This window comes from Loktanella sp. DJP18 (genome assembly GCF_049310965.1).
Taxonomy (GTDB): domain Bacteria; phylum Pseudomonadota; class Alphaproteobacteria; order Rhodobacterales; family Rhodobacteraceae; genus Loktanella.
In genome coordinates, this window is the sequence record NZ_JBMERN010000033.1 from 12,967 (window position 1) to 34,844 (window position 21,878).

Genomic DNA, 21,878 nt, shown 5'->3' on the forward strand with positions numbered 1-21,878 from the left:
TAGGAGCCGGTGATTTGGCTTGCATCTGGTATACCAAATTGCCAGCTTAGAATGACAAGGCAGAAGAGGCATCGCCATGACAGATACACGCGCGCGCAGGCGGTTCCGGTCGCAGGAGTGGTTCGACAATCCGAACAACCCGGGCATGACGGCGCTCTACCTCGAGAAATATCAGAACGGGACGTTCAGCGCCGAGGAATTGCAGGCCGAGCGTCCAATCATCGGCATCGCGCAGACAGGAAGCGACCTTGCCCCCTGCAACAAGATTCACGTCTTTCTCGCCGACCGGATCAAGGCTGGAATCCGCGACGGCGGCGGCATCCCGATGGAATTCCCGGTGCATCCCATACAGGAAACCGGCAAGCGGCCGACGGCGGCGCTGGACCGGAATCTGAGTTATCTCGGGCTGGTCGAAGTGTTGCACGGCTACCCCATCGACGGGGTCGTGCTGACCACCGGCTGCGACAAGACGACGCCCGCGATGCTGATGGGGGCGGCGACACTGGATTTGCCGGCCATCGCGCTGAACGGCGGGCCGATGCTGGATGGCTGGTGGAAGGGGAAACGCGCAGGCTCCGGCACGATCATCTGGGAAAGCCGGCGGCTGCTGGCCGAGGGCAAGATCGATTACGCGGAGTTCATGAAAAGGGCCTGTGCTTCGGCCCCGTCGCTGGGCCATTGCAACACGATGGGCACTGCCAGCACGATGAACGCGATGGCCGAGGCGCTGGGGATGACCCTGACAGGATCATCGGCGATCCCCGCACCCTTCCGCGAGCGGATGAACATGGCCTACGAGACCGGCAAGCGGATCGTACAGATGGTCCTCGACGATCTGAAGCCGTCGGACATCCTGACGCGAGAGGCGTTCGAGAATGCCATCGTCGTCAATACCGCGATCGGCGGGTCCACCAACGCGCCACCGCATCTGGCGGCGATTGCCCGGCACGCGGGTGTTGAGCTGGACGTGAAGGACTGGGAGACAGTGGGGTTCGACGCGCCGCTGCTGGTGAACATGCAGCCGGCGGGGGAATATCTGGGGGAAAGCTTCTTTCGCGCCGGCGGCGTCCCCGCGGTGATGGGCGAACTGGCGAAGGCCGGTATGCTGCACATGGGGGCGATGACGGTCACGGGGCGGACGATGGGCGACAACCTTGCGGGACTCGAGAGCGAGGATCTGGACGTCATTCGATCCGTGTCCGATCCGATGCGCACGAAGGCGGGGTTCCTTGTCCTGTCGGGGAATCTGTTCGACAGCGCCTTGATGAAGACCTCGGTCATCTCTCCCGGCTTTCGCGAACGCTATCTATCGCGGCCGGGGCAGGAAGGCGTGTTCGAGGGCCGCGCTGTCGTTTTCGAGGGTCCGGAGGATTATCACGACCGCATCAACGATCCGAGTCTTGGCATCGACGAAGACACGGTGCTGTTCATTCGCGGCGTCGGCTGCGTGGGGTATCCGGGCAGCGCCGAGGTGGTGAACATGCAGCCGCCCGATGCGCTGATCCGGGCGGGGATCAACCATCTGCCGACGGTGGGGGACGGGCGGCAAAGCGGCACGTCGGAAAGCCCCTCGATCCTCAACGCGTCGCCAGAGGCGGTGGTGGGCGGTGGTCTTGCGCTGTTGCAGACCGGAGACCGTGTGCGTCTGGACCTGAATGAAAGCCGGCTGGATGCGCTGGTGGACGATGCGGAATGGGCGCAGCGGCGCAGGGAATGGGTGGAGCCGGTGATCCACAACCAGACGCCGTGGCAGGAAATCTATCGCCAGCACGTCGGGCAATTGGCGCAGGGTGGGTGTCTGGAACTGGCGACGGCCTATCAGCGGATCGTCCACGACCTGCCGCGCGACAACCATTAGGGGGACGACATGGCGAGCATCATCATTACCGGGGCGGGGTCCGGTGTGGGCCGGGCCACGGCTCAGGCGTTTCTGGCGGCGGGCTGGGACGTGGCACTTGTCGGGCGGCGCGCAGGGCCGTTGCACGAGACGAAGGGCGACAGCAACGCACTGGTCCTGCCCTGCGACGTGACGGACGAAAAGGCGGTTGACGCGGCCTTTGGTACTGCGCGCGACACCTGGGGGCGGGTCGATGCGCTGTTCAACAACGCTGGCGTCAGCCTGAAGGGCGCACCGATCGACGAGTTGGCGGTGGCCGATATCCGCAACCTGCTGGAGGTCAACATAATGGGGGCCGTGATCGCGGCGCGGGCCGCCTTTGGCATCATGCGCAGGCAGGACCCGCAGGGCGGGCGGATCATCAACAACGGGTCGGTGTCGGCTTACGTCCCGCGCTGGGGGTCCGCGCCCTACACGACCAGCAAGCACGCAATCACCGGGTTGACGCGCACATTGTCGCTGGACGGGCGTGCCTTCAACATCGCCTGTGGACAGATCGACATCGGCAATGCGCTGACCGACATGGCCGTCGCCATGACCAAGGGCGTGCCGCAGGCCGACGGCAGCATGGCGGTCGAGCCGGTGATGGACGTGGCGCACGTCGCGCAGTCGGTGCTGCACATGGCAGCATTGCCACTAGGGGCCAACGTGCAGTTCATGACAGTGATGGCCAGCGCGATGCCTTTTATCGGTCGAGGCTGAGGTTCGTTCGCCGACATAAAGTGTCGCTTCAGGCTGGACAATGACGCATCGGTTTCTAGGTTCACGAACAGGTGACCGGAAAGGTGGCACCGCAGCGGGACCGTCGAACACATGAATTTCAAGTTCATCGCCCTGATCCCCGCCGTGATCCTTGGCGGATGTGTCGGGCGTCAGTCGGTACTGGACCCGGCTGGCCGCGATGCAACGACGCTGCTGACGCTGTTCACGGTGATGCTAGTCGGGCTGGTCGTGCTGTGGATCGCGGTGAACGGCATGATGCTGTTCTTCAACAAGCTGAGCCCGCGCGCCTATGACGAAGCCGCCGCGCGCAAGTTGATCGTTGGTGGCGGCATCGTCTTTCCGACCGTCGTGATCGCGGCGCTCTTGGCGTGGGGACTGTCGATCATGCCCGATCAGCGCGCGCCCGGCGACGGCCTGCGGATCGAGGTCATGGGAGAACAATGGTGGTGGCGCGTGGCCTACTGGCCTGAAGGCGCGGAAACACCCATCGTATCCGCCAACGAGATTCGGCTGCCGGTCGGCGCGCGGACAGAATTTACGCTGAACAGCGCCTACGTCATCCATTCGTTCTGGATTCCCGCGCTAGGCGGCAAGATGGACATGTTTCCGGGCCGCGACACGATGATCTCACTCGAACCGACCGAGGCCGGTATTTTCCGCGGCCAGTGCGCGGAATTCTGCGGGGCCTCTCACGCGCAGATGGCGTTCGAGGTCGTGACGCTGGAGCAGGCCGACTTTGACGCTTGGCTGACGGCAGAGGCGGCGGACGCCGTGGTGCCTGAAAGTGCTGTCGCGCTGCGCGGGGCTGAGGTGTTTCAGACGCAGGGTTGCGGGGCCTGCCACGCAATCCGCGGGACGCCGGCCGTGGGACAGGTTGGGCCGGACCTGACCCATGTGGGCAGCCGAGAGAGCCTTGGCGCCGGGATACTGGAACCGACGATCGAGAACATCGCCGCTTGGATCGCCCACACCGACGACCTGAAACCCGAGGTCGAAATGCCGGCCTATGACAACATGAATGCGGATGACCTGATGGCGTTGGCCACGTATCTGAAGGGCCTGAAATGAGATACTCCGGCACCGAACGTCCCCGGCCTGAAGGCCCATGGCCCCCGACCGAGGAGATGCTCGCTGAACCCGTCGACCCAGTCGCGCAAGAGGCGCGCGAGGCGCGGCTGCGCCGGGCGTGGCAGGCACCGAAGGGGCTAGCCTACTGGACGGCGGTCAACAATGACAAGGTCGGTGCCTGGTACTCGTTGACGGCGCTGTTCTTCATGCTGTGCGCCGGTGTCTTGGCGCTTTTCATGCGGGTGCAACTCGCGGTGCCCGAAAACGATTTTCTGGACGCCGATCGATTCAACCAGTTCTTCACGATGCATGGCTCTGCCATGATGTTCCTTTTCGCGGTTCCGATGTTCGAGGCGATCAGCATCCTGATCCTGCCCGCATTCCTTGGCGCACGCGACATGCCGTTTCCGCGTCTGTCGGCCTATGGCTATTGGTGTTTCCTGATCGGCGGCGTCTTTGTCCTGGGGTCGGTGCTGTTCGACGTCGGACCGCGCGGTGGTTGGTTCATGTATCCGCCGCTGACCACGCGGGACGACGGTATTGGTGCCGACATCTGGCTGCTGGGGCTCAGCTTCATCGAGGTCGCCAGCATCGCGGCAGCGGTAGAGCTGATCGTCGGCGTGCTCAAATGCCGCCCGCCCGGGATGCGCGTCAACCTGATGCCGCTGTATGCGTGGTATGTGCTGGTCGTCGGCGGCATGATCCTCTTTGCCTTTCCGCCATTGATTGCAGGCGATTTCCTGTTCGAGATGGAGCGATCCTTCGACTGGCCGTTCTTCGATCCGTCACGCGGCGGGGACCCGATGCTGTGGCAACACCTGTTCTGGATCTTTGGCCACCCAGAGGTCTACATCGTCTTTCTGCCGTCCATCGCGATCGCCGCCATGGTGATTCCAACCGTCGCCCAGCGCCCCATCGTCGGCTATTCGTGGATCGTGCTCAGCGCCGTCGGCGTCGGCTTCCTCTCGTTCGGCCTGTGGGTGCACCACATGTTCACGACCGGATTGCCGAACATCAGCCTCGGCTTCTTTTCCGCCGCGTCAGAGGCGGTGGTGATCCCAACCGGCATCCAGATCTTCGTCTTCGCCGCCACGCTGATGGTCGGCAAGGTGCAGAAGTCCCTGCCGATGCTGTGGATCGCCGGAGCCTTGGCGATCTTCACCCTGGGCGGGCTGACTGGCGTGATGTTGGCGATCGCACCCTTCAACTGGGCCGTTCACGACACCTATTTCGTCGTGGCGCACCTGCATTACACGCTGTTCGGAGGCATGATCTTTCCGGTGATGGCGGGGATCTATTACTTCTATCCCTTCATCCGCAAAGGCAAGATGATGTCCGAAACGCTGGGCCGCTGGTCGTTCTGGCTGACCTTCGTCGGGTTCAACGCCACGTTTCTGCCGATGCACTATACCGGCATGATGGGGATGCCGCGCCGGGTCTATACCTATGGTGAAAGCATGGACTGGGGCTGGCTGAACATGCTGTCCACGGTCGCCAGCTTCGCCATCGCGGCCGGAATTCTCGTCTTCGTCTACGATCTGCTGCGGCCCAAGCGTGATTTTGAAGGTCGCCAGCGCAATCCGTGGAACGCGGGCACGTTGGAATGGTCGCATGACGTTCCGGAACAGAACTGGGGCGTGCGCACAATCCCCTACATCACCTCGCGCTATCCGCTGTGGGACCAGCCGCAGCTCGTCGAGAGGATGGACGTCGGACGCTATTACCTTGGCGACACCGAATACGGCCACCGCGAAACGCTCGTGACGTCCGTGCTGGACGCAGAGCCGATGCATATCCAGCGGGTGACAGGACCCGCCTACATCACGATGCTCGCGGCGGCGTTCACCGGCGGGGCTTTCATCCTTCCGACGTTCCACATCTATGTGCCCGCGATCATCTGCGCGACTCTTGCCGTGGTCTGCGTACTGTACTGGCTCTGGACCTCGACCGCCCAGATCCCCGAGGCACCGACGGGTGACGTCGGGCTGGGGCTGACGCTGCCCCGCTATGCCTCCGGACCCGATGCGCCCGGCTGGTGGGCGGTGTGGATCACGATGCTGGGGGACGCGACGGCCTTTTCGTCTCTGGTCTTCGGCTTCTTCTTCTACTGGACGGCCAGCGACAACTTTCCGCCACAGGGGGCGACCCATGCCAGCGGCGCGATGGTCGCAGGCTTTGCCATATTGCTGGCGCTGTCTTGGCTGGCGACACGGGTCGCGCGGGGCGTGCATAGGGGCGGCAACGTCGCCCTTGCGCGCATCTTGATGGCCGCCGGAATCGTGTTGACGCTGACGGCCGGGGTCGCGGTCTATGGCGCGGTCAGCGCTCTGCGCCCGACGGAACACGTCTATCCCGCTCTGATCTGCGGGCTGGCCGTCTGGCTGGGCGCGCATCTGCTGCTGGGCGTGATCGGACAGGGTTATTGCCTGGCGCGCAGCTTCGCCGGACGCATGACACCGCTTTATGACGCGGACATTCAGAACGTCACGCTGCTGTGGCACTTCATCGCCTTGCAGGCGCTGGTGACGGCGGCCGTGATCGGCCTTCTGCCCGGATGGCTGTCATGAAGGCCGAAGGCAAGACAGAGTTCGGCACCGGCGTCGGGACGCTGATGAAGATCACTCTCGCGCCGACGATCTGGGCCTTCCACTTCGTCATCTGCTACGGTGCCGCAGCGGTCTGGTGCGAAAAGTGGGCCCCGCAGAGCGACATGGCACCGTTGCAAATCTGGCTGATCGGCCTGACGCTGGCGGCGCTGGCGGGGATCCTGATCTGCGGCGTCGCAGGATGGCGCGGGTGGACCTCTGGCGGGATCGGCATGAATCCCCACATCACCGGGCAGGGCGATACCGAAAGCCGCAACAGGTTTCTGGGTCAGGCCAGCGTCTTGCTGGCCGTCGTTTCGTTCATCGGCGTGATCTATGTCGTCCTGCCGATCCTGTTGGTCGGGACCTGCACATGAGGGTTTACGGCATCCTCGGGCTGACGCTGCTGTTGGCGATATGGGTCTGGCCGTGGGAGGAGTGGGTTGGCCTGTTTCCGGCCCACATGGTGCGCCACATGGGACTGGTCGCCGTGGCGGCACCCCTGCTGGTGATCGGCTTTCCGAAACTGACGGCGGTCTTTGCCATTTCGCCACTGGCGGCGACGGTGTTGGAGTTCATCGTGGTTTGGGGGTTCCATCTGCCCGCGCTGCACGAAGGCGCTGCATTCAGCCCACCTGCTTTCGTGGCTGAACAGGCGCTGTTCCTGACAACGGGCCTGTGCGTCTGGGCGGGCTGCCTGCGCAGCGGCGGCCTGGCCGGGGCCGGAGGGCTGCTCTTGACCTCGATGCACATGACCTTGCTGGGGGCCTTGCTGACACTTGCGCCGCGCGTTCTTTACGATCCCGGCTGCGTCGGATCGCTGGCAGAGCAGCAGCTGGGCGGGATGATGATGCTGGCGATCGGCACCCCGGTCTATCTGATTGCCGGGCTTTGGCTGACCGGCAGTGCGCTGAAGGAGGAGGCGGTATGACTCGCGTCTTGCAGACCCTTGCCGCGCTGGCGGTGCTGGGGGTTCTGGCCGGTACGGCGGTGATATTTGGCGGGCTTTACAACGTCTCTGCCCGGGTCGGGCATCTGCCTGGCGTCGCCGCGATCCTTCACACAACGTTCCGCAATTCCGTCCAGTTGCGTGCGCCAGCCGAAAGCGCGGTGCCAGATCTGGACGCCGCAGGCATGGTCGCGCTGGGGGCGGGCCATTTCGACGGCGGCTGCAAGGTCTGCCACGCGGCACCTGGACCGGAACGCCCGGCGGTGTCCGAGTACATGGTGCCTGCCCCGCCCCATATTACCGAAGCGGTAGGCACTTGGGAGGCCGGCGAACTGCATTGGATCGTGAGCGAGGGCGTGAAGATGTCGGGTATGCCCTTCTGGCCTGCGACACGGACCCACGATATCTGGCCGGTCGTTTCCTTCATGCTGGCGGTGCAGGACGGGATGGATGCACAGACCTATGCCGACCTGACCTACAAACCGATCGCACCGGCTGGCGCGCCGGACACTTTGCCCTATTGCGCGATGTGCCACGGCATCGAAGGGCGCAGTGACAATCCGTTGATCCCGCGCCTTGATATCCTGCCGCAGGCCTATTTGGAGCAGACCTTGCTGGCCTATGCCAACGGTACGCGTGACAGCGGGATCATGCGCGTTGCCGCCTCCAACGTGACCGAAGCCGAACTGATGGAACTGGCCGCCTGGTTCGGCGCACAGGCGGCCGTGCCCGGAGCGATGGATGAGATCGCCGACGCCGACCTGATTGCGCGGGGGGCGGTGCTGGCGCGTCAAGGCACCCGCGACGTGCCGGCCTGCGTGTCGTGTCACGGTCCGCAGGCCGGACCGCGCGCGGTCGACTACCCGCGCCTTGCGGGGCAAAGCGGAACCTATCTGAACGAACAGCTTTACCTGTGGCGCGCCGGAGCGCGGGGCGGCGGGCCGAAGGCAAACCTGATGAGAAAAGCCGCGCAAGACCTGAGCGATGATGACATCGCCGCGCTGTCGGCGTGGTTCGCGGCGCTACCTGCGGCAGATCAGTAGCGCAGCATTTGTGAACACCGTGCTGTTGTCGGGCGAAAGCTGTGGGCTAGTGTTCCCCTTATCCTAAATCGGTGATTGCCATGACTGATAAGCCCGATCCAATCCGCCGCCGCCTGCTTGCCGGTGTGCCCTTGGCCTCCGCCAGTATGGCGCTTGGGGCGACGGCTGCCGATGCCGGGGCTCCGGTCAATGCTCCGGTGGACCCGCGGCAGCCGCTGTTCGACACGACGGATCACGTTGCGACCTACTATCGCCTCGCCCGAAACTGACCCCCACGAAGGAAGACTGCGATGCTGCGCCGCCGCACGACACAGACCACCACGCCGCACCTGAAGTCCGGCACGTCACGGCGGGAATTCCTGCGCAATTCCGGACTGGCCGGGCTGGCGCTGGGGTCGGTCGGCGGTACCGCCGGGCGGGTCGCGCAGGCCCAGACGGCTGCGGTGCCGGACATTGGCACCACCTACCACAAGACCATTTGCCAGTTCTGTTCGGTCGGCTGCTCTCTGTGGGCCGAGGTCCAGAATGGCGTCTGGGTCGGTCAGGAGCCAGCCTTTGAGTCGCCGATCAATCAGGGGACGCATTGCGCCAAGGGCGCTGCGATGCGGGAGATCGCCATCGGCGAACGGCGGCTGAAATACCCGATGAAGAAAGTGGCGGGCGAATGGGTCCGCATCTCTTGGGATCAGGCCATTGCGGAGCTGGGAGAGAAACTGCTGGGCATCCGCGACGAGTTCGGCCCGGACTCCGTCTACTGGCTGGGGTCCGCGAAATACAGCAACGAACAAAGCTACATCTTTCGCAAGCTGGCGGCCTTCTGGGGGACGAACAACGTCGATCATCAGGCGCGCATCTGCCATTCGACGACCGTGGCCGGGGTGGCGAACACCTATGGCTATGGTGCCATGACAAACACTTTCAACGACATCCGCAACGCGAAAAGCATCCTCATCATCGGCGGCAACCCGGCCGAGGCGCATCCGGTATCGACGCTGCACGTATTGGCCGGCCGAGAGAATGGCGCGAAGATGATCGTCGTCGATCCCCGTTTTACCCGGACCGCCGCCCATGCCGACGAATACGTCCGCATCCGTCCCGGTGCCGACATCGCCTTCATGATGGGCCTGGTGCGCGAAATCTTCGTGCAGGGGTGGGAGGACAAGGAATACATCAAGCAACGCGTCTGGGGCATGGACCAGATCCGCGAAGAGGTCGAGCGCTGGACGCTGGAAGAGGTCGAGCGGGTGTCGGGCATCCCGCCGGAACAGACCGCAAGGGTCGCCCGGACCATTGCCGAAAATCGCCCTGGCACGCTGATCTGGTGCATGGGCCTGACCCAATCCACCGTTGGCAGTTCCAAGACGCGTGCGGCGTCGATCCTGCAACTGGTGCTTGGCAATATCGGCAAGTCTGGTGGCGGGGCCAACATCTTTCGCGGGCATGACAATGTGCAGGGAGCGACCGACATGGGCGTGTCCTGCGACACCCTGCCCGCCTACTACGGGTTGGACGAAGGTGCGTGGAAGCATTGGTGCCGCGTCTGGGACGTGGACTACGCCTGGATGCAGGGGCGGTTCGCCTCGCAGGAGTTGATGAACAAGGAAGGCATGGCGTTGTCGCGCTACATGGACGCGATCCTCGAACCTGCCGAGAACCTGGACCAGCCCAACCCCGTCAAGGCGATGATCTTCTGGGGGCATGCCGCCAATTCGATCACCCGCGGACCGGAGCAACGCGCGGCGCTGGACAAGGTGGACGTGTTGTGCGTGATCGACCCGCATCCGACGCAGGTGGCAATCATGTCGGACAAGACCGACAACGTCTATCTGCTGCCTGCGTCGTCGACGGCGGAGATCCACGGCACTGTCACCAATTCCAGCCGGTCGGTGCAATGGCGCGACAAGGTCTTCGATCCCCTGTTCGAGGCGAAGAGCGATTACGAGATCACCTATCTGTTCGCGCAGGCCTTCGGCTTTGCGGACGAGATGTTCAAGCATATCGGCGTGGTGAACAACGAACCTATCGCAGAGGACATGCTGCGCGAGATCAACGCCGGCACTTGGACCATCGGCTATACGGCGCAAAGCCCGGAGCGACTGAAGCTGCACATGCAGCATCAGGACAAGTTCGATTCCATCACGCTGAAGGGCATGTCGGAGCCGGTCTTGGGTGATTATTACTGCTTGCCCTGGCCCGCCTGGGGCAATGCAAAGGAAGGGCATCCGGGGACACCGATCCTGTACGACGCCTCCAAATCGGTGGCCGACGGCGGCCTGCCGTTCCGCGCCCGCTGGGGTGTCGAGCATGAAGGCGAGAACCTTCTGGCCGAGGATAGCTGGACGCCGGACTCCGCCATCTCCGACGGCTATCCCGAAGGCACGCTGGGCATGATCGACGCGCTTGGGTGGTCGGATGAACTGACGGCCAAGGAACGGCTCATCATCATCAGCATCGGCGCTGACCGGTTCCGACACGACATGCTGACCATGACCGAGGAGGATGCTCAGGATGTGATGGACAGGCTGACGCTTGCATCGCTGCAAGGGTCAGGCGAAAGCCCCGATGTCATCGACGAAAGCTGGGGCGGCGCGGATGGCGACACCGTGCAAACTGACCCGGACAGCGTCGTGCGACTGTTCGGTGACTATCCCGAAAATGCCTTGACCGCGATCGAAGCCTACCTGGCCGACAATCCGCAGGACAAGACTCCCGATGGCGCGAGCCTGCGCGACAAGATCCAGCGCGTGAACTGGAAGACCGACTTGTCTGGCGGCATCCAGCGGGTGATGATCGCGCACGGGCTGGCCCCATATGGCAACGGCAAGGCGCGGTGCGTTGTCTGGACCTTCCCCGATCCGATCCCGAAACACCGAGAGCCGTTGCTGACCGCGCGGCGCGATCTTTTGCCGGACTACAAGACCTACGAGGATCAGCGCAAATGGCGGGTTCCTGTCCTGTATGAAAGCATCCAGGCCATCGATTATTCAAAGGATTTCCCGATCCAGCTGACCTCTGGTCGGTTGGTCGAATACGAGGGCGGCGGCGACGAGACTCGGTCGAACCGCTGGCTGGCCGAATTCCAGCAACAGATGTTTGTCGAGATCAACCCGGCCGACGCCGGCCGCGCCGGTGTGACCGATGGCAACGATTGCTGGGTGGCATCACCGAATGGCCGGATCAAGGTCAAGGCGATGGTGACACGCCGGGTGGGCGAGGGGACAGTGTTCCTGCCGTTCCACTTTGCCGGGTTCTGGATGGGCGAGGACCTGACACCGAAATACCCGGCGGGAACCGAACCCTACGTCTTTGGCGAGGCGGCGAACACGATTCAGACCTATGGCTATGATATCGTTACACAAATGCAAGAAACCAAGGCGACACTCTGCCGAATCGAGGCTGTCTGATGGCACGTTTGAAATTCCTTTGCGACACGGACCGCTGCATCGAATGCAATGCCTGTGCGACATCGTGCAAGAACGAACACGAGGTCCCGTGGGGCATGGTGCGGCGGCGCGTCGTCACCATCGATGACGGTGAACCGGGCGAGAAGTCCGTAGCCATTTCCTGCATGCATTGCACCGATGCACCCTGCGTCGCTGTCTGTCCGGTCAGCACGCTATATCAGACCGACATCGGGGTGGTGCTGCACGACAAGGATACCTGCATCGGATGCGGCTACTGCTTCTACGCCTGCCCCTTCGGCGCGCCGCAGTTTCCGCGCGCGACCCTGTTCGGCACGCGCGGCATCATGGACAAATGCACCTACTGCGCCGGCGGCCCAGAGGAGAACGGGTCGGAGGCGGAGTTCGCCAAATATGGCCGAAACCGCATCGCGGAAGGCAAACTGCCGATCTGCGCCGAGGTCTGTTCGACACGCGCCCTTCTGGCGGGCGACGGTGAGGTCATTGGCGAAATCTACCGCGAACGGGTCGTCGCACGCGGGTTTGGATCGGGCGCTTGGGGCTGGAAAACCGCGTATTATCCGGAGCAGGACGCATGAGCAACGAGGTGCCAATGGGTGACGAGGTGATTGTCCACGGGCGCGATTTCGTCCGCTATCGCATCTGGGGCGGCATCGTGGCCGCCGTCCTTTTCCTAGCCTTGATCCTACAGGTCTATTTCATCTTCTTCGGCGATACCCGGACGGTCCCGGAAGTCCGCTGGGGCGTCGCCACCTATGAAGGCCGTGACATGGGCATGCAGGACACGGCCAGTGGCCTGCTGACCGGAATGACGTTGGCCGATCGCACCACGCTTCAGGCGGAACGCTACCAGACCGGCCCCGCCCCGGATGAGCCGCGACCCGATTACAGTGTCGTGCCAAACACGATGATGACGACCGCGCCGATGGACGACGGCGGCAAGTACACCGAAAGCTGGTCGATCTATGGCGACGACACCGGTGCGATCCAGCGTCCGGCGCAGCGTATCGTCGGCATTTCGTCCCTGCCCTATCCGAATGCAGCCCTGTTCGAACGCCCCTTCGCGCGCGACTGGCGGTTGGGGATTGCAGACATCGCGACGCATCTGGGCGCAATGGCGATCCTTGGCATGGGATTCCTTCTGGCGCTGATCCTGGCCGTGCGCGGCCGCGTGCCGATTGCGCACGGGCGCAGCGGCGTGACGGTCAAGCGGTTCAACCTGTTCGAACGCACGGTGCATTGGATGACGTCGCTCAGCTTTATTGCGCTGGCGTTGACGGGATTGACCATCGCCTTCGGCACCACGCTGCTGGCTCCATTCGGCGAACAGGTCCTTGGGATGGCGGGGTGGATATCGACATGGGGACACATGATGTTCTTTCCGTCGTTCGCCATCGGCATCGTGCTGATGGCAGTCCTCTGGATTCGTCGGAACATCCCTGAGAGGCGCGATCTGCACTGGCTGCGTGTGCTGGGCGGCATGGCGACGGACGGTGGTCCGAACCCGCCTGCCAAGAAATTCAATGCCGGACAGAAACTGATCTTCTGGTCCGCCGTCCTGGGCGGCGCGCTGATGGTCGCGTCAGGTGTCACGCTGATGTTTCCCTATTACTGGGCGACGCTCGGCACGCTGTCATGGGCCATGTTGGTCCATGCGGTCGTGGGCCTGTTACTGATCGCGATCTTCATCGGACACATCTACATCGGCACAGTGGGCATGCAGGGCGCGTTCTGGGCGATGTGGGGCGGCCGTGTGGACCGCAATTGGGCCAAGGAACACCATGAACTCTGGCTGGCCCGGATCGAGGGACGCGGCGGGAGGGACCTACCATGATGGCCTTTGGCATCGGTGGCGTGACGGCGGTGGTTCTGGCCGCGCTGACCTATCTTGGCCTGCAGGCCGGGACGGTCGCGATGACCGAACGCTTCGACCAGCCGAACCTGCATCTGCATGAGGAACAATTGCCGGATTGACGCAGGCCGGTATTCGCAGGGAACCACGTCGCGGCACGGTGGGTTGGAGGGGAGAGCAGCAGACACCGTCTGCCCCCGACATTCCCAACGAAGGATGGCCCGATGAAGACGAGCCTTACGATCAACGGCACGGCGCATGACCTTGACGCCGACAGCCGGACGACCCTGCTGGACGCCCTGCGCAACCACCTTGACTTGACCGGCACCAAGAAGGGCTGCGATCACGGTCAATGCGGGGCATGCACCGTCATCGTCAACGGACGGCGGATCAACTCGTGTCTCAGCCTCGCCTGCATGCATGACGGCGATGAGATCACCACGATCGAGGGGCTGGGACAGCCCGGCAACCTGTCCGACCTGCAGGCTGCCTTCGTCAAGCATGACGGCTATCAATGCGGCTACTGCACCCCCGGCCAGATCTGTTCCGCGACGGCCATGCTGCAAGAGGTCAAGGACGGCTGGCCCAGTCACGTCAGCGCATCGCTGGACGGCGACTATGACCTGACGCCCGAGGAAATCAGTGAACGCATGTCCGGCAATTTGTGCCGCTGCGCCGCCTATCCCAACATTGTCGACGCCATCCGCGATGCGGCGGGAAAGGGTGACGCATGAAACCCTTCGACTATATCCGCGCCACCGATACGTCCCACGCGACCGAAATCGCCTCGGTCGGGGGGGTCATCATCGCCGGTGGCACCAACCTTCTGGACCTGATGAAGCTGGAGGTCATGGCTCCCGACGCACTGGTCGACATCAACCGGCTGGACCTGAAAACGATTAACCGCACCGACGACGGCGGTCTGCGCATCGGCGCGCTGGTGTCGAATTCAGACCTTGCGGCCGACCGGACCGTCCGCGCCGATTATCCGGCGCTGTCGCTGGCCTTGCTGTCCGGTGCCTCTGGCCAGTTGCGCAACAAGGCGACGACCGGCGGCAACCTGTTGCAGCGCTCGCGGTGCTATTATTTCTACGACACGGCCATGCCCTGCAACAAGCGTGAGCCCGGCACCGGGTGTCAGGCGATGGACGGTGCCACGCGGCTGCACGCCATCCTGGGCACCAGTGAACATTGCATCGCGAGCCACCCCAGCGACATGGCCGTTGCCATGCGGATGCTGGACGCCGAGGTGGAGGTCGAATCCTCGCGCGGTGAAGTGCGAACCGTTCCGCTATCCGACTTCTACACTCTGCCCGGCGACACGCCGCATATCGAGACGGTGCTGAAATCGGGCGACCTGATCACAGCCGTCCTGTTGCCGGCGGCACCCGTGGGTCAGCAAACCTATCGCAAGGTACGCGACCGCGCATCCTACGCCTTTGCAATGGTGTCGGTCGCGGCACGGGTCCAGATGGACGGCGATACAATCGGGGACGTCGCTCTCGCATTTGGCGGCATCGGATCACAGCCATGGCGCGATGCAGACTGCGAGGCGGCGCTGAAAGGCCAGACCGCGACAAAGGACACCTTTGCCCGCGCCGCCGATATCTTGCTGGCCGACGCCGCCCCGCGCCGCGACAACGCATTCAAAGTGCCACTGACGAAGCGGACGCTGATTGCCACACTGACCGAACTTTGCGGAAAGGACACCGCATGACCATTCATCACAAGATGGACAAGCCCGATCACCGCAACCGTCTGGACGACATGGCGCAGGGGCTGTTGTCCACCGGCATGGACCGCCCTGACGGTCCGCTGAAAGTGACAGGCACCGCGACCTACGCCCACGAGGATCACCAGCCCGCCATGCTGCATGGCGTTCTGGCCCGTGCGACCATCGCGCGCGGCACGCTGGATGGCGTTCTGGCCGAAGCGGTCGAAAGCCTGCCCGGCGTGAAGGCGGTGATGTGGGGCGACAAGTTTCCCCGCAATCCCGCACAGGGCACGGCAAACGAGGCACCGGTGCAGGGTTCGTCCGAGATCTATTACATCGGTCAGCCGATAGCCCTTGTCGTGGCCGAAACGTTTGAACAGGCGCGCCACGGTGCCCAAGCGTTGGAACTTCAGATGACGCTCGGAAAGGCGGTCACGGACCCGCACGCCGACGATATCGCCGTCGAGCGTCCGAAGGATCAGCAGACGTCGCAGGGCGACCTCGATGCAGCGATGCAGGACGCGGCCTTCACCGTCGACCGGACCTACACGACGCCGGGCCATAGCTCTGCCCCGATGGAGCCGCATACCGCCGTGGCCTGGTGGGCCGGCGATCAGCTTTTCGTCCGCTCAAGCTCTCAGATGTTGAAGTACAACAAGAACGAGATCGCGGATGCGGTCGGCATTTCGCCCAAGGCGGTGCATATGAAATCGCCTTACGTCGGCGGCGGTTTCGGGTCGAAGCTGGGCATATCACCCGATGCGGTCACGGCCGCGCTGGCGTCGCGTGAACTGGGCGTGCCGGTGTCGGTGATGATGTCGCGTCAACAAGTGTTCGAGGCGACGATGCGCCGGTCCGAGACGGTGCAGCATTTCCGCCTCGCGGCTGACGCTGAAGGGCTGCTGACCGGCATCGGTCACATCGCCCGCGTGTCGCAATTGCCGGACGAGTCTTTTTCCGAACCCGTGACGCAGGCGACGCCTTTCCTGTATCGCGGCGAGAACCGCGAGACGGGCATTGAGATCGTGCGCGTGAATTCCACCTGCGCCGGGTCGGTTCGTGCGCCGGGCGAGGCTGTGGGCATCACCGCGCTGGAAATCGCGATGGACGAGCTGGCGGTTGCCAGCGGCATCGACCCGGTCGAGTTGCGTCGCCGGAATATCCCCGAACAGGACCCCAGCGACGGACGCGCCTTTTCCTCTCATAAGTTGGAGGACGCATTGGACGACGGGGCGCAATCCTTTGGGTGGGCCGACCGTGAAAAGGGTCGGTCGGATGGCGACTGGCTGATCGGCTACGGCATGGCATCCGCCGTCAGGGTCAACATGATCGGCAAATCCGCCGCCCGCGTGACATTGAACCCCGATGGCACGGTCCTGATCGAAACCGACATGACCGACATCGGCACCGGCACCTATGCGATCCTCACCCAGATCGCGGGCGAGTTGCTGGGCGTCAGTCAGGACAAGATCGAAACGCGACTGGGCGACAGCGACCTGCCCGAATCCGCAGGCTCTGGCGGGTCATGGGGCGCGTCATCCGCCGGATCATCGGTGTTCCTCGCGTGCGAGAAGATGCGGCAGGACATCGCGAAAAAGCTGGGCTGTGACGAGGGCGACCTGACCCTGAAGGACGGGATCGCGACCGCTGCCAACCAGCAGACGCCGCTGTCCGACCTGATCGGCGACGCGCCGATGATTGCCGAGGGCGAGATCGAGCCCGGCGAAACCATGACGGCGGTCCGTCAGGCAACTTTCGGTGCCTTCTTCGCAGAGGTGGGTGTGAATTGTGTGACCGGAGAGGCGCGCGTGCGCCGCATGCACGGCAGCTTTGCCGCAGGGCGCATCCTGAACCCGAAAACCGCGCGGTCGCAGTGTCTGGGCGGCATGACCTTTGGCATCGGGATGGCCCTGACCGAAGAGCTGATCCACGACGCCCGCGACGGCCACCTCGTGAACCGCGACCTTGCGGAATACCACATCCCGGTGAACGCGGACGTGCCGCAATTGACGGTCAACTTCCTTCACGAACGTGACCCCTACGCCAACCCGATGCAGGCCAAGGGTATCGGAGAGCTGGGCATCTGCGGGGCGGGGGCCTCCATCGTCAATGCAATTTTTGATGCGACCGGCGTGCGCGTCCGCGATCTGCCGGCAACGATGGACAAGATCTTGCCGGGTCTGCCTGACCTCTGACACACAATCCCGTAGCCCGAAATTGTCGGGCTGCGGGGTCAAGGCAATCGTGTCCCGGCCGACGCAGAAATAAAAATCTGCAAAGTCGACCGGTGCGACAGTGTCGTCAGACGCTGTTCATGTCCGCCGTGGTGCCAAGTTGCAGGCCGATCAGCAGCGGATCGTGATCCGATGCGGAATAGGGATCGGACCCGTTGAACCACGCCGGATCGTCGAATTCCGACGAATAGCCCAGAAAGCTCGGCTCAAGCGAGTTGATGTGCCATTCGGTGATCCCCGTCACCTGATCGGTCAGCGATCCGCTGGCAAGCGCCTGGTCCAGCGCACCGCGCTGTCCGTCGAAGGTATAGCTGAACGCATCCGCGCCGATCAGGCTGTCCAGAAGACTGGTATAGCCAGCCGCCTCGATCGCCTGCACCGGGTCTTCCTTGCCGTAGGCGTTCAGGTCGCCGATGATCAGGTAGTCGGGATCGTCCAGCCCGAAAGGGTCGCTGGCCAACCAGGCGGTCAACTGGTTCGCCGCATCGGTGCGGGTCGCGTTGAAGTTGCCCTGACCGTCGCCGATATCCGCATCATCGCCGGTGCCGGTGCCACCCTTGGACTTGAAGTGGTTGACGGCGATGGTCACGACTTCGCCGTTCATATCCTCGAAGGCCGCCGCGACGGTCGGACGGTTCTGCTGGCTCTCACCCTCTGGCGTATAGTCGAGGATGCCCGATCCCACCACGTTGACCGCGTCGATGCGGTAGATCAGGCCGGTGGTGATCGCGTCGGTGCCGATTTCGGCTCCGGTGCCGGTCGGATCGACAAAGGCGTAAACCTCTGCACCCGCACGGTCGTTCAGGGCGTCAACCAGCGTCGCTATGGCCGATCCGTCGCCAAAGCCGTTGTTCTCGATCTCTTGCAGGCCGATGACGTCTGCATCCAGCGCGGTGATGGCGTTGACCAGCTTCTCGGTCTGGCGCAGCAGATCCTCTGGCGTGGTGGCACCGCGTTCGTTCAACGTCGTGAAGAAGTTCAGCGCGTTGACGCTGGCGACCTGCAACGTGCCGCCGACATCTTCCGGCGCAGGTTCGCGGGCCAGCGTATTCGTCGTCTCGTCGATTTGCAGGATGCTGTCGGCCACCAGTTTGTATTCACCGAAGGCATAGGTCATCACGCCGGTCACAGGCGCGGTGATTTCCGCCCCGATGCGCAGGGTGCCACCGGCGGACAGATCATCGCCGATATCAAGGTATCCGTTGCCGTTGTCTCCGTCCGTCGCATTGGGAATGTAGCCGAAGGACGTCGGGTTCTGCGCAGAATTGCCATCGTCGATGGTCAGACGGTTGGCGGCATTCGCCGCCTGAAGGGCCGCGATCTCAGCCGCTTCCGTCTGCGCATCGTAAAGCTGTGTCGGCTGGAATTGCGCGCCCTCGGACACCACGATCTCGCCAAAGCGGCCAAGTTCGAAGGTTTCGATCACTTGCAGCGGCGCGTCAGGGGTTCCGGTGTCCAGCGACACGCGCATGCCCTCGACGGATTCCAGTGTCGCGTCGTCACCGAAGGGTAGCGACAACCCGGCCGCTGTCGGCAGATTGGCCAGTGGGCCGATGATGTCGAACGTCGCGTCGGTCAACTGGGTAGAGCCGTTGAACTCCGCGACAGTGCCGATGACCGACACCGCGTAGGATACCGTCACGCCGGGCGTGTCGCCTGTAAAGACAAAGATGCCTTCGGACGTCGCCGCGTTGCCGTCCGCGTCGGCGTCTTCTTCCTGCAGGTAGAAGCCATTGGCAGCGACCATCGTGACGACGGCAGAGACCTGAACGTTCTGTCCGACCAGCGCGCTGGCAAAGCCGTCGCCCTGAATGGTCGAGATGAGTGTCGTTTCGGTCGGTGGCGGTGGCGGCGGGGCGACCGTGCCGGTCGCGGCCCCCGGCGTCTGCGCGCCGGGACCGGTCCAGGTGCCGTCGGCCTGCCTTTGCAGCGACAGACCCGGCGCATCCCTGCCATCCTCGACCACGCCGATGTCGGAAGAGGTCAGACCAGCCGCCGGCCATTCGTCGCAGTCATCTGGCCTTCATAGGACAGGAATTCTACGACAGTGCCGCCGGCATCGACCAGCGCGATCCCGTCGGGCGACCCGTTCTGCAAGCCGTTGGCAGGCAGGTTCACCGTCAGGAACCCTTGCCCCGACGTGCCGCTCAGCGTGCCGTCCAGTGCGATGGTGTTGTAGCTGGCACCGTTGCCACCATTGTAGAGGACAAGCGACCAACCGGTCAGATCGGCACCGGCAGCCCCCGCGACCTCGATGAATTCGCCGGTGTCTGTGCCGGCGTTATCGTAGTGGATCTCGTTGATGACCGTGGCGACGTCGGGTGTGTTGTCGGTGCCGCGCGTTTCTGCCGTGGGTGCCGTCCAAGTGTCGTCGTCCAGCCGTTGCAAAGACAGGCCGGGTGCCTCGTCGCCGACTTCGGCGGTGCCGATGTCGGTGGAAATCAGGCCGGCGGCCGGGCCATCGGTTGCGGTAAAGGTGCCTTCGTAGGACAGGAATTCGACCACCTTGCCGGTCGGGTCGACCAGCGCCAGACCGTCTGGTGCGCCGTTCTGAAGACCCGTGAAATCTGCGACGTAGTAGCCCTGCCCCGCGTCAGAGGACAATGCGCCTGTCAGTGCGACGGTGTTGTAGGCCCCGCCGCCGTTGCCGTTGTAGGCCACCAGCGTCCAGCCCGTCAGGTCGCCGCCCGATGGGCCTGCAATCTCGACGAACTCTCCGACATCGGCACCGTCGTTGTCATAGTGGATTTCGTTGATGAAGGCCGTGATTTGCGGCGCGGGCGGTGTCACGTTGTCCGCGCCGGGAGTGGCCGGGGCCGGGGCGGCCCAGGTGCCGTCCGCCTGCCGCGCCAGCGAGAAACCGACAGGTGTGTCGCTGCCTTCGACCACGCCGATATCCACAGAGGTCTACCCGCGGCTGGCCCTGCGGTGGCGGTCAGCGTCCCTTCGTAGGACAGGAATTCGACGACCGTACCGCTGGCATTCACCAGCGCCACGCCGTCAGGCGATCCGTTCTGCAAGCCGTTGGCAGGATAGCTGACGGTCGCAAAGCCCAGCGCACCATCACCCGTCAGGATGCCCGACAACGGGGACGTGCCGTAAACTGACCCGTCATTGCCGTTGTAAAGGACCAGCGACCAGCCGGCCAGATCGGTGCCGACCGGCCCTGCGACCTCGATGAACTCACCCACGTCGCCACCGGCATTGTCGTAGTGAATCTCGTTGATGTAAGCTGTGGCTTCGTCTTCATCCGCCACGGTGACGCTGACGTCTGCCGTGCTGGACAGCCCGCCGGTGTCCGTGGCCGTGACGCTCAGATCATAGACATTGTCGCCGTCTGCGTCCGCCGGTGCCTCGAAGTCGGGGGCCTCGGCAAAGGACAGCACGCCGGTGGCGGGGTCGATCACGAACAAGGCCGCGTCGGTGCCCGAGATGCTGTAGGTCACTGCGTCGCCGTCCACGTCGGTGGCCGCTGCGGTCAGGACGTCGGTGCCGTTCTCCAAGATCAGGGTGTCGGCCAAGGCTAGACTCGGCGCATCGTTCACGCCCGTTACCGTGATCGTGACCGACGCGGTATCATTGCTGCCGCGCCCGTCCGTCACCGTATAGGACAGCGTGGTCGTCGCAGTCTCGCCGTCTTTCAGGCTGTCGAAAAGACCCATCGCATCATAGGCGATGCTGCCGTCGGCGTTCAGCGTCGCGCTGCCCACAAGGTCAGATGTGTCGATGGACGTGATCGTCAGGGTGTCGCGATCGAAATCGAAGTCGTTCGCGGTCAGCCCGGTCAGGACAATCGGCGCATCCGCACTGGTGCCGGCGACATCGTCCCGGGCCAGCACCGCGTTGTTACGCCCGGTCAGGTCGGCGACATAGTCATCGGCGGCGAAATAAAGCGATTCGACGCTGTGCAGACGGTCCGTGTCGCCATCTGCGTCCGTCACCGTGGCTTGGACGGAGCTGAAGCCGCGCGCAGGCTTGACGGTGATCAGATAGTCATCGACGCCGCCTTCAAAGGCGGCCGTGTCCTGGCCGAAGCCGCCAAAGATGGTATCGCTGCCAGCCGCGCCCAGAATGGTATCATTGCCGAAGCCGCCAAAGACGATATCGTTTCCTGCGCGCGCATCGATCCGGTCGCCGCCGGTACCACCAAAGATGACATCGTTCCGATTTGATCCGGTGATTTTATCAGCGCCGAAGCCACCAAAAAACAGACCGATCTTGAAAAATTTCGACATGATGAGCAGCCCCTGCTAGACATTTTTCATTCGCAAAAATTCAACATGGCGATTGTAACAGATCGTCGTTGCCGTTGCGGCAACTGGCGGTAGAGCAGCGAAAAACCTGATCCATGCCAAATTATCGCAGCTTTTGCCTCTTTTTTGACGTCCTTT

General features: G+C 63.5%; 18 protein-coding genes. 15 read left to right on the top strand and 3 right to left on the bottom strand.

The features are described 5' to 3' along the window. Positions 1 to 76: 76 nt before the first annotated feature. From ACOI1H_RS11585 to ACOI1H_RS11655, 15 genes are all read left to right on the top strand, one after another. Positions 77 to 1,858, top strand: coding sequence for an IlvD/Edd family dehydratase (locus ACOI1H_RS11585; RefSeq protein WP_422437608.1), 1,782 nt, complete (start codon positions 77 to 79; stop codon positions 1,856 to 1,858). Positions 1,859 to 1,867: 9 nt separating this feature from the next. After that, the gene (locus ACOI1H_RS11590; protein WP_422437610.1) at positions 1,868 to 2,599 is read left to right on the top strand and encodes an SDR family oxidoreductase; all 732 of its coding nucleotides are present in this window, start codon (positions 1,868 to 1,870) and stop codon (positions 2,597 to 2,599) included. A 111-nt stretch (positions 2,600 to 2,710) separates the two neighbouring features. Further along, positions 2,711 to 3,688: a cytochrome c oxidase subunit II gene (locus tag ACOI1H_RS11595; protein WP_422437612.1), complete on the top strand. Its 978-nt coding sequence runs from the start codon at positions 2,711 to 2,713 to the stop codon at positions 3,686 to 3,688. Continuing rightward, positions 3,685 to 6,255 (top strand): cytochrome c oxidase subunit I, encoded by a 2,571-nt coding sequence (gene ctaD / locus ACOI1H_RS11600; protein ID WP_422437614.1) that lies wholly within the window; start codon positions 3,685 to 3,687, stop codon positions 6,253 to 6,255. The genes ACOI1H_RS11595 and ctaD overlap by 4 nt, the downstream gene beginning before the upstream one ends. Next, positions 6,252 to 6,650 (top strand): hypothetical protein, encoded by a 399-nt coding sequence (locus ACOI1H_RS11605; protein WP_422437616.1) that lies wholly within the window; start codon positions 6,252 to 6,254, stop codon positions 6,648 to 6,650. The genes ctaD and ACOI1H_RS11605 overlap by 4 nt, the downstream gene beginning before the upstream one ends. Beyond that, on the top strand, positions 6,647 to 7,204 hold the full coding sequence (locus ACOI1H_RS11610) for a cytochrome c oxidase assembly protein (RefSeq protein ID WP_422437618.1): 558 nt from the start codon (positions 6,647 to 6,649) through the stop codon (positions 7,202 to 7,204). Before ACOI1H_RS11605 ends, ACOI1H_RS11610 begins: the two co-directional genes overlap by 4 nt. Continuing rightward, positions 7,201 to 8,265 carry a c-type cytochrome gene (locus ACOI1H_RS11615; protein ID WP_422437620.1) on the top strand — a complete coding sequence of 355 codons (1,065 nt, stop codon included), beginning with the start codon at positions 7,201 to 7,203 and terminating at the stop codon, positions 8,263 to 8,265. The genes ACOI1H_RS11610 and ACOI1H_RS11615 overlap by 4 nt, the downstream gene beginning before the upstream one ends. A gap of 80 nt (positions 8,266 to 8,345) precedes the next feature. Next, positions 8,346 to 8,534, top strand: coding sequence for a hypothetical protein (locus ACOI1H_RS11620; RefSeq protein ID WP_422437621.1), 189 nt, complete (start codon positions 8,346 to 8,348; stop codon positions 8,532 to 8,534). Positions 8,535 to 8,555: 21 nt separating this feature from the next. Further along, a complete protein-coding gene (locus ACOI1H_RS11625; RefSeq protein ID WP_422437623.1) occupies positions 8,556 to 11,669 on the top strand; it encodes a formate dehydrogenase subunit alpha in 3,114 nt (1,037 codons plus the stop codon). Next, positions 11,669 to 12,265 carry a formate dehydrogenase FDH3 subunit beta gene (fdh3B, locus tag ACOI1H_RS11630; protein ID WP_422437625.1) on the top strand — a complete coding sequence of 199 codons (597 nt, stop codon included), beginning with the start codon at positions 11,669 to 11,671 and terminating at the stop codon, positions 12,263 to 12,265. Before ACOI1H_RS11625 ends, fdh3B begins: the two co-directional genes overlap by 1 nt. Continuing rightward, positions 12,262 to 13,521 carry a formate dehydrogenase subunit gamma gene (locus tag ACOI1H_RS11635; protein ID WP_422437627.1) on the top strand — a complete coding sequence of 420 codons (1,260 nt, stop codon included), beginning with the start codon at positions 12,262 to 12,264 and terminating at the stop codon, positions 13,519 to 13,521. The genes fdh3B and ACOI1H_RS11635 overlap by 4 nt, the downstream gene beginning before the upstream one ends. After that, on the top strand, positions 13,518 to 13,661 hold the full coding sequence (locus ACOI1H_RS11640) for a hypothetical protein (RefSeq protein WP_422437629.1): 144 nt from the start codon (positions 13,518 to 13,520) through the stop codon (positions 13,659 to 13,661). The genes ACOI1H_RS11635 and ACOI1H_RS11640 overlap by 4 nt, the downstream gene beginning before the upstream one ends. A gap of 102 nt (positions 13,662 to 13,763) precedes the next feature. Next, a complete protein-coding gene (locus ACOI1H_RS11645) occupies positions 13,764 to 14,273 on the top strand; it encodes a 2Fe-2S iron-sulfur cluster-binding protein (protein ID WP_422437631.1) in 510 nt (169 codons plus the stop codon). Next, entirely contained in the window at positions 14,270 to 15,256 is a 987-nt protein-coding gene (locus tag ACOI1H_RS11650; protein ID WP_422437632.1) for an FAD binding domain-containing protein, read from the top strand. Before ACOI1H_RS11645 ends, ACOI1H_RS11650 begins: the two co-directional genes overlap by 4 nt. Further along, entirely contained in the window at positions 15,253 to 17,448 is a 2,196-nt protein-coding gene (locus ACOI1H_RS11655) for a xanthine dehydrogenase family protein molybdopterin-binding subunit (RefSeq protein WP_422437634.1), read from the top strand. The genes ACOI1H_RS11650 and ACOI1H_RS11655 overlap by 4 nt, the downstream gene beginning before the upstream one ends. Positions 17,449 to 17,554: 106 nt before the next feature. Here the strand turns inward: ACOI1H_RS11655 and ACOI1H_RS11660 are convergent, their stop codons facing one another. From ACOI1H_RS11660 to ACOI1H_RS11670, 3 genes are read right to left on the bottom strand one after another with little or no spacing between them, the layout of a single operon-like run. Beyond that, positions 17,555 to 19,453 carry an ExeM/NucH family extracellular endonuclease gene (locus tag ACOI1H_RS11660; protein WP_422437636.1) on the bottom strand — a complete coding sequence of 633 codons (1,899 nt, stop codon included), beginning with the start codon at positions 19,451 to 19,453 and terminating at the stop codon, positions 17,555 to 17,557. 17 nt (positions 19,454 to 19,470) lie between these two features. Continuing rightward, on the bottom strand, positions 19,471 to 20,376 hold the full coding sequence (locus ACOI1H_RS11665) for a lamin tail domain-containing protein (protein WP_422437637.1): 906 nt from the start codon (positions 20,374 to 20,376) through the stop codon (positions 19,471 to 19,473). After that, the gene (locus tag ACOI1H_RS11670) at positions 20,274 to 21,722 is read right to left on the bottom strand and encodes an Ig-like domain-containing protein (RefSeq protein ID WP_422437639.1); all 1,449 of its coding nucleotides are present in this window, start codon (positions 21,720 to 21,722) and stop codon (positions 20,274 to 20,276) included. The genes ACOI1H_RS11665 and ACOI1H_RS11670 overlap by 103 nt, the downstream gene beginning before the upstream one ends. Between the last annotated feature and the right edge of the window lie 156 nt (positions 21,723 to 21,878).

Excerpts from the sequence above, each read along its gene's own strand:
- ACOI1H_RS11585 (WP_422437608.1), top strand. The coding sequence starts at position 77 with ATGACAGATACACGCGCGCGCAGGCGGTTCCGGTCGCAGGAGTGGTTC.
- ACOI1H_RS11590 (WP_422437610.1), top strand. The coding sequence starts at position 1,868 with ATGGCGAGCATCATCATTACCGGGGCGGGGTCCGGTGTGGGCCGGGCC.
- ACOI1H_RS11595 (WP_422437612.1), top strand. The coding sequence starts at position 2,711 with ATGAATTTCAAGTTCATCGCCCTGATCCCCGCCGTGATCCTTGGCGGA.
- ctaD (WP_422437614.1), top strand. The coding sequence starts at position 3,685 with ATGAGATACTCCGGCACCGAACGTCCCCGGCCTGAAGGCCCATGGCCC.
- ACOI1H_RS11605 (WP_422437616.1), top strand. The coding sequence starts at position 6,252 with ATGAAGGCCGAAGGCAAGACAGAGTTCGGCACCGGCGTCGGGACGCTG.
- ACOI1H_RS11610 (WP_422437618.1), top strand. The coding sequence starts at position 6,647 with ATGAGGGTTTACGGCATCCTCGGGCTGACGCTGCTGTTGGCGATATGG.
- ACOI1H_RS11615 (WP_422437620.1), top strand. The coding sequence starts at position 7,201 with ATGACTCGCGTCTTGCAGACCCTTGCCGCGCTGGCGGTGCTGGGGGTT.
- ACOI1H_RS11620 (WP_422437621.1), top strand. The coding sequence starts at position 8,346 with ATGACTGATAAGCCCGATCCAATCCGCCGCCGCCTGCTTGCCGGTGTG.
- ACOI1H_RS11625 (WP_422437623.1), top strand. The coding sequence starts at position 8,556 with ATGCTGCGCCGCCGCACGACACAGACCACCACGCCGCACCTGAAGTCC.
- fdh3B (WP_422437625.1), top strand. The coding sequence starts at position 11,669 with ATGGCACGTTTGAAATTCCTTTGCGACACGGACCGCTGCATCGAATGC.
- ACOI1H_RS11635 (WP_422437627.1), top strand. The coding sequence starts at position 12,262 with ATGAGCAACGAGGTGCCAATGGGTGACGAGGTGATTGTCCACGGGCGC.
- ACOI1H_RS11640 (WP_422437629.1), top strand. The coding sequence starts at position 13,518 with ATGATGGCCTTTGGCATCGGTGGCGTGACGGCGGTGGTTCTGGCCGCG.
- ACOI1H_RS11645 (WP_422437631.1), top strand. The coding sequence starts at position 13,764 with ATGAAGACGAGCCTTACGATCAACGGCACGGCGCATGACCTTGACGCC.
- ACOI1H_RS11650 (WP_422437632.1), top strand. The coding sequence starts at position 14,270 with ATGAAACCCTTCGACTATATCCGCGCCACCGATACGTCCCACGCGACC.
- ACOI1H_RS11655 (WP_422437634.1), top strand. The coding sequence starts at position 15,253 with ATGACCATTCATCACAAGATGGACAAGCCCGATCACCGCAACCGTCTG.
- ACOI1H_RS11670 (WP_422437639.1), bottom strand. The coding sequence starts at position 21,722 with ATGTCGAAATTTTTCAAGATCGGTCTGTTTTTTGGTGGCTTCGGCGCT.